Origin of the sequence: Actinoallomurus acaciae, assembly GCF_042429965.1 — a bacterium.
Classification (GTDB): Bacteria; Actinomycetota; Actinomycetes; order Streptosporangiales; family Streptosporangiaceae; genus Actinoallomurus; species Actinoallomurus acaciae.
The window spans coordinates 1-7,261 of sequence record NZ_JBHLZP010000409.1 but is presented as its reverse complement, the minus strand read 5'-3'; the positions used below and the strand labels follow the sequence as shown (position 1 = coordinate 7,261).

Here is a 7,261-nt window from a genome sequence, read left to right as displayed (position 1 = left end):
GTCGCGCGCCCGCCCACCTCCTGCTGATCGCCTCCGCCGCGATCATGCTTCTCGTCGGCTCCCTCGTGGCCGGCACCCCGCTCACGGCCGGCGCGTCCGGCACCGCCAAGGCCGCCGCGTGCGGCGGGAGCAACGCCGCGCTGAACCGGCCGGCGACCGCCTCCTCCACGGAGAACTCCGGCACCCCCGCGTCGGCCGCCGTGGACGGCAACACCGGCACCCGCTGGTCCAGCGCCTTCAGCGACCCGCAGTGGCTCCAGGTGGACCTCGGCTCCTCCCAGCAGATCTGCCAGGTCACGCTCACCTGGGAGGCGGCCTACGCCAAGGCCTTCCAGATCCAGGTCTCCGACAACGCGTCCGCCTGGACCACCGTCTACAGCACCACGACCGGCACCGGCGGCACCCAGACGCTGAACGTCAGCGGCACCGGCCGCTACATCCGGATCTACGGCACCACGCGCAGCACCCAGTACGGCTACTCGCTGTGGGAGTTCGCGGTCTACTCCGGGACCACCACGACGCCGCCGCCGGACTCGTTCTGGGGCGACACCAGTGGCATCCCGGCCGCGCACAACGTCCTCGAACTGAAGATCCTCAACCGGACCAACGGCAAGTACCCCGACAGCCAGGTCTACTGGAGCTTCAACGGGCAGACGCACTCGATCGCCGACCAGCCCTACTTCGACATGCCCGCCAACTCCGCCGGCCGGATGTACTTCTACCTCGGCTCGCCGGACAGCCAGTACCGGGACTTCATCGAGTTCACCGTCGGGCCGGACGTCTTCAACGGCAACACGACGCGCGTCGACGGCTTCGGCCTGAAGCTGGCCATGCGGCTGCACGCCCATGACGGCTACGACACACAGGTCGGCGAGGACCAGGCGACGTTCGCCGAGGACCGGTCCGCGACGTTCCAGCGGTTCCAGAACGAGGTCCCGGCCGAGTTCAAGCACCTGGCGACCGTGCAGGCGCCGTACTACATCCCGGCGCCCGGCAGCGACAGCGCGTTCCGCACGGGCGGGCAGTACGCGAACTACTTCACGAGCTACGCGCAGGCGAACGGCGCGAACGAGCCCACGTCCAACGTGTTCGGATGCGCGGGCTCGCTGGCCGGCAACCCGGACCTGTGCGCCGCGCTCAACCGGCACGTCGCCGGGCAGTCGCAGCAGTCGGACCCGAGCCAGTACTACAAGGCGGCCCCGGCCAACTACTACGCCAGGTTCTGGCACGACCACGCGATCGACCACCTGGCCTACGGCTTCCCCTACGACGACGTCGCCGGCCAGTCCTCGTTCATCTCCCACGGCGACCCGCAGTACCTGCTCGTCGCCGTCGGCTGGTGAGCCACCCCCGACCACGCTCCACCGGAAGTCGACCGTCACCCCCCCGCCGAGAGGGGGCCGTACGGGTGGGTCTGTACGGCCCCCGCAAAGGAGCACATCGTGTCATTCGATCGGCAAGACAGGCATCTCCGCGCCTCCTGGGCGCGCCGGCTCAAGGTGGGAGCCGGCGCCCTCATCCTCGCCATCGGCGTGATCACACCCGCCACCGCCGCCGCGAGCGCGCCCGGCGGGGCGGCCCCCGCACGGCCCGCCGCGGTGCCGGCCCCGCCCGCCGGGTTCACCACCACGTGGAGCGACGACTTCACCGGAGCGGCCGGCACCGGCCTGAACACCGGCACGTGGAAGTACGACACCGGACCGGGCAGCGGCTTCGGCACCGGTGAGATCGAGACGATGACCGACAGCACCGCGAACGTCTACCAGGACGGCGCGGGTCATCTCGTCCTCAAGGCGCTCCACTCGGGCTCGGACCCGCGCGCCGGCTGGACCTCCGGACGGGTCGAGACGCAGGCCGCGACGTTCGGCGCGCCCGCCGGCGGCGTCGTCATGATGCAGGCGTCGATCCAGCAGCCCAACGTGACCACCGCCAACGGGGCCGGCTACTGGCCGGCGTACTGGATGCTCGGCTCGACGCTGCGCAGCGGCACGCCGTGGCCGACGTCCGGCGAGGTCGACATCCTCGAGGACATCAACGGCCGCAGTTCGGTGTTCGGCACCCTCCACTGCGGCACGAACCCCGGCGGGCCCTGCAACGAGTCCACCGGCATCGGCAGCGGCGAGCGCGCCTGCTCCGGCTGCCAGACCGGTTACCACACCTACGCCGTGCAGATCGACCGGTCGGTGTCGCCGGAGCAGATCCGCTGGTACCTGGACGGCAACAACTACTTCACGCTGGCCGCCGACCGCGTGGACGCCACCACCTGGGCGAACGCCGTCGACCACCCGTTCTTCATCATCTTCGACCTGGCGATGGGCGGAGGGTTCCCCGACGCGTTCGGCGGCGGGCCCAACGCCTCGACCGTGTCCGGCGGCTCCCTCAACGTCGACTACGTCGCGGTCTACAACAAGGCGCCGGGCGGCGGTGGTGGCACGGGGACGAACCTGTCCCAGGGGCACACGACGACCGCCTCCTCCACCGAGGCGCCCGGCACCGCGGCGGCCAACGCCACGGACGGCAACACGGGTTCACGCTGGTCCAGCGCGTTCAGCGACCCGCAGTGGCTCCAGGTCGACCTCGGCTCGGTGCGCCGGCTCAGCCACGTCGTGCTGAACTGGGAGGCCGCCTACGGCAAGGCGTTCCAGATCCAGACGTCCAATGACGGCACGAACTGGACGACGGTCTACTCGACGACCAGCGGCACCGGGGGAGTGCAGGACCTGAGCGTCTCCGGGTCGGGCCGCTACGTGCGGATGTACGGCACCCAGCGCGGCACGGCGTACGGCTACTCGCTGTGGGAGTTCCAGGTCTTCGGCACCTGATACCTGACAGGGGGAGCGGAGTGGGCCGGGGCGCCCCGGCCCACTCCACCCCGGTCACTCCTCGGCGTCGGCGTCGGTGTCCTCAGTGTCCTCAGTGTCCTCGGTCTCCTCGGCGAGCGTCAGGAGCAGGCCGTTGAGCCGTACGACGAACTCGGCCGGGTCCTCGATGCGGGCGCCGAGCGTCAGCACCGACTGGTTGTAGAGGACGTGCGCCCAGTCGGCCAGGCGCTGTTCGTCGGCCTCCCGGTCCAGGCGGCGTACGAGGGTGTGCTCGGGGTTGATCTCCAGGATCGGGCGGCTCGGCATCCCCGAGCCCTGCATGCGGCGCATGAGGTTCATCTCGAGGTCCGGCTCGTCGGCCACGATGCAGGCCGGTGAGGTGGTCAGCCGGTTCGTGGTCCGCACGTCGGACACCTTGTCGCCGAGGGCCTTCTTCAGCCGCTCGACCAGGCCGCTGAGCTCGGTGCCGGCCTTCTCGCCCGCCTCCTTCTCGGTCTCGTCCTCCATCGCGCCGAGGTCGGAGACGCCCTGGGCGACCGACTGGAACCGCTTGCCCTCGAAGTCCGGCAGGCTCGTCACCAGCCAGTTGTCGATGGCCTGGCCCAGCAGCAGCACCTCGATGCCCTTCTTGCGGAAGATCTCCAGATGCGGGCTGCCCTTGGCGGCGGCGGGCGTCGGGGCGAGGAGGTAGTAGATCTTGTCCTGGCCCTCCTTCATCCGCGCGACGTAGTCGCCGAGGGAGGTGTCCGGCTCGTCGGTCGCGGACTTCGTGGTGGTGAACCGCAGCAGCTTGGCGATCTCGTCGCGGTTGGAGTAGTCCTCGGGCACGCCCTCCTTCAGGACGTCGCCGAACTCCCGCCAGAACGTGGCGTACTTCTCCGGCTCCTTCTCGGCCAGGTCCTTCAGCAGGCGCAGCACCTTCTTGACCGCGCTGGAGCGGATGTTGTCGACCACCCGGCTGCTCTGCAGGATCTCGCGGGACACGTTGAGCGGCAGGTCGGCCGAGTCGATGACCCCGCGGACGAACCGCAGGTAGTTCGGCATCAGCTGGCCCGTGTCGTCCATGATGAACACCCGCTGGACGTGCAGCTTCACGCCGTGGCGCGCCTCGGGCATCCACAGGTCGAACGGCGCGGTCGCCGGGACGAACAGCAGCAGGGTGTACTCATAGGTGCCCTCCATCTTGCTGTGCAGATGGGCGAGCGGGTCGGTGAAGTCGTGCGCGACGTGCTTGTAGAACTCGTTGTAGTCGGCGTCGCTGATCTCGCTCTTCGGGCGGGCCCACAGCGCGGAACCGCGGTTGACGACGGTATCCTCGCCGGCCTCCTCGCCGTCCGCCGGCATCACGATCGGCAGGCTGATGTGGTCGGAGTACTTCTGGATGATCGTGCGCAGCCGGTGGTGGTTGAGCAGGTCGTCCTCGCCCTCGCGCAGGTGCAGGACGAGCTCGGTGCCGCGCTGCGGCCGTTCGACGGTCTCCAGGGCGTACTCCCCGCGGCCGTCGGACTCCCAGCGCACGCCCTCCCCGGCGGCCTGCCCGGCGCGGCGGGTGGTCAGGGTCACCCGGTCGGCCACGATGAACGAGGAGTAGAAGCCGACGCCGAACTGGCCGATGAGCGTCGCGTCCTTGCGTTGGTCGCCGGTCAGCGCCTGGAAGAACTCACGGGTGCCGGACTTGGCGATGGTGCCGATGTTGTCCATCACCTCCTGGCGGCTCATGCCGATGCCGTTGTCGGTGATGGTGATCGTGCGTGCGTCCTTGTCGAACGCGACATGGATCCGCAGCTCTTCCTCGGTCTCGTCCTTGTCGAGACCAGGCTCGGTCAGCTGCGCGAACCGCAGCCGGTCGATCGCGTCGGAGGCGTTGGAGATCAGCTCTCGCAGGAAGATCTCCTTGTTGCTGTACAGCGAGTGGATCATCAGGTCGAGAAGCTGAACCACCTCGGCCTGAAAGCTGTACGTCTCCTGTTGCGTCGGCGCGCTCATCGGGTACTCCTGCTCCCTGCGTCAACTCGTCCCCGGCCCGCGCGGGAGGCCGCGCGGCACCGTCCAAAGGCAAGGTCTCAGCGTAGCGAGATCCGCTTCGTCCCCGCGTCAGCCGACCAGTTTCGGCGGCGTGATCGGAAGGTCGCGCACCCGCCGTCCGGTGGCGTGGTGCACGGCGTTGGCGATGGCGGCGGCGGTGCCGACGATGCCGATCTCCCCGATGCCCTTGGAGCCCATCGGGTTGAGGTGGGGGTCCTCCTCCTCGATCCACACCGCGTCGATGTCCCGGACGTCGGCGCAGGCGGCCACGTGGTACTGCGCGAGGTCGCGGTTCAGGAAACCGCCGCCCCGCTCGTCCACGACCGTCCGCTCCATCAGGGCCATGCCCATGCCCATCGTCATGCCGCCGATGAACTGCGAGCGCGCCAGCTTCTCATCCAGGATCCGCCCGGCGGCGAACACGCCGAGCAGCCGCGGCACGCGGACCTCACCGGTGTCGAGGTCCACCCGCACCTCGGCGAACTGCGCGCCGAACGCGTGCCGGGAGAAGCCGGCGTCGGCCTCGACGTCCTCGGTGGTGTCGGCGGTGCCGCGCTCACCGTTCTTCAACAGCGCCTCGCAGGCCCGTACGACCGCCGAGCCCCACGACGCCGTCCCCATCGAGCCGCCCGCGAGCGAGGCGCGCGGCAGCGCGCTGTCGCCGATCTGGACGCGCACGCGCTCCGGGGCGGCCCCCAGAGTCTCGGCCGCGATGCCCGTCAGCACCGTACGGGCGCCGGTGCCGATGTCGGCGGCGGCGATCCGAATGACGAAGTCGCCGTCCTCGACCATGGCGTCGGCCATGGACGCCATCCGCCGCGCGGGATACGTGGAGGCGGCCACGCCCGTGCCGACGAGCCACCGCCCGTCGAGCCGGATCCCGGGCCGGGGGTCACGCCCCTCCCAGCCGAACCGGCGGGCGCCCTCCCGCAGGCAGGCGACCAGGTTGCGGGAGCTGAACGGCAGGCCGTTCTCGGGGTCGGCGTCGGGCTCGTTGCGCACCCGCAGCTCGATCGGGTCGATGCCGGCGGCGATCGCCAGCTCGTCCATGGCCGACTCCAGCGCGAACATGCCGGGGCACTCACCGGGTGCCCGCATCCACGACGGCGTGGGCACGTCGAGGCGGACGAGCCGGTGGGTCGTCAGGCGGTTCGGCGCCGCGTACATGACCCGCGTGGGCGTGGCGGTCTGCTCGGCGAACTCCACAAGCGTCGAGGACTGCTCGACGGCCTCGTGGCTGATCGTGGTCAGCCGCCCCTCGGCGTCCGCGCCGAGCCGGACGCGCTGGATGGTGGGCGTGCGGTAACCGGTGACGTCGTACATCTGCTGCCGGGTCAGCGCCAGCTTCACCGGGCGCCCCGCGGCCCGCGCCGCGAGCGCCGCGAGGATCGCGTTCGGGCGCGTGGTGCCCTTGGAGCCGAAGCCGCCCCCGACGTGCGGCGCGACCACCCGTACCCGCTCCGGCGGCAGGCCGAGCACGCCCGCGATCGTGTCGCGGTCGTCGGCGGAGCCCTGGGTCGAGTCGTAGAGCGTCAGGTCGCCGTTCTCCTCCCAGACGGCCATCGTGGCGTGCGGCTCCATCGGGTTGTTGTGCAGCGTGGGCGTCGTGTAGGTCGCGTCGACGGTGACCTCCGCGCCGGCGAACCCGGCCTCGACGTCGCCCCGCCGGGTCTCGGCCGGGAACCCCGGGTTGACCGTCTCCGGGGTGTACAGACCGGGGTGGTCCGCCCGCAGCAGCACGTCGTGCGGCCCGGCGTCGTAGACGATCCGCACGCCGTGTTCGGCGGCCTCCCGCGCCGTCTCCGGCGTGCGCGCGACGACCGCCGCGACGAGCTGCCCGCGGTAGGCGACCCGGTCGCTCTGGAACAGCGCGAGCTCGGGATCCTCCCGGGAGCCGAGCTCCGGCGGATCCGCGCAGGACAGCACGGCCAGCACCGCCGGTGTCGCGAGGGCGTCGGTCGCGTCGATCGAGCGGATCCGCCCGCGGGCGATCGACGCCTGGACGGGATGGACGTACGCGACGTCCTCGGCCGGGTACTCGAACGCGTACCGCGCGCGGCCGGTGACCTTGTCGCGTCCCTCGATGCGGTTCATCTGAATCCTCCGCGAAGACCCCGCCCTTCAGCGCGGGGAGGAATCGGACCCCTGCGGAGCAGGGCGGGATCGCCGGTGCCGGACCTACGGCGCGAGCCGTGCGAATCTCCCACGGTCACGAGGGGAGAGGTCACGAGACCAGTTCCTGCAGGGTCCGGACGATCAGGTTGCGGGCGAGCGGCACCTTGTAGGCGTTGCGCGGCAGCGGCCGCGCCTCGGCCAGCTCCTCCTCGGCCGCCCGGATGAACTCCTCCTCCGTCGCCGGGGCGCCCCGGAGCACCGCCTCGGCCCGCTCGGACCGCCACGGCGCGTGGGCGACG

At 70.9% G+C, this 7,261-nt stretch carries 4 protein-coding genes and 1 pseudogene; 2 read left to right on the top strand and 3 right to left on the bottom strand.

The features are described 5' to 3' along the window. Together ACFFNX_RS36590 and ACFFNX_RS36585 are read left to right on the top strand one after the other, a co-directional pair. On the top strand, window positions 1-1,343 hold a 1,343-nt coding region (locus ACFFNX_RS36590; RefSeq protein ID WP_378210566.1), incomplete at its 5' end, for a beta-1,3-glucanase family protein. A 99-nt stretch (window positions 1,344-1,442) separates the two neighbouring features. Then, window positions 1,443-2,822, top strand: a complete 1,380-nt coding sequence (locus ACFFNX_RS36585; RefSeq protein WP_378210565.1) for a discoidin domain-containing protein — start codon at window positions 1,443-1,445, stop codon at window positions 2,820-2,822. Between the two features lie 54 nt (window positions 2,823-2,876). Here ACFFNX_RS36585 and htpG read toward each other — a convergent pair whose 3' ends face one another. The 3 genes and pseudogenes from htpG to ACFFNX_RS36570 form a co-directional block, all read right to left on the bottom strand. Further along, window positions 2,877-4,808, bottom strand: coding sequence for a molecular chaperone HtpG (gene htpG / locus ACFFNX_RS36580; protein ID WP_378210564.1), 1,932 nt, complete (start codon window positions 4,806-4,808; stop codon window positions 2,877-2,879). Window positions 4,809-4,916: 108 nt separating this feature from the next. Continuing rightward, the gene (locus ACFFNX_RS36575) at window positions 4,917-6,941 is read right to left on the bottom strand and encodes a xanthine dehydrogenase family protein molybdopterin-binding subunit (protein WP_378210563.1); all 2,025 of its coding nucleotides are present in this window, start codon (window positions 6,939-6,941) and stop codon (window positions 4,917-4,919) included. A gap of 130 nt (window positions 6,942-7,071) precedes the next feature. Beyond that, window positions 7,072-7,261 (bottom strand): annotated as a pseudogene (locus tag ACFFNX_RS36570) (FAD binding domain-containing protein); the annotation flags it as partial.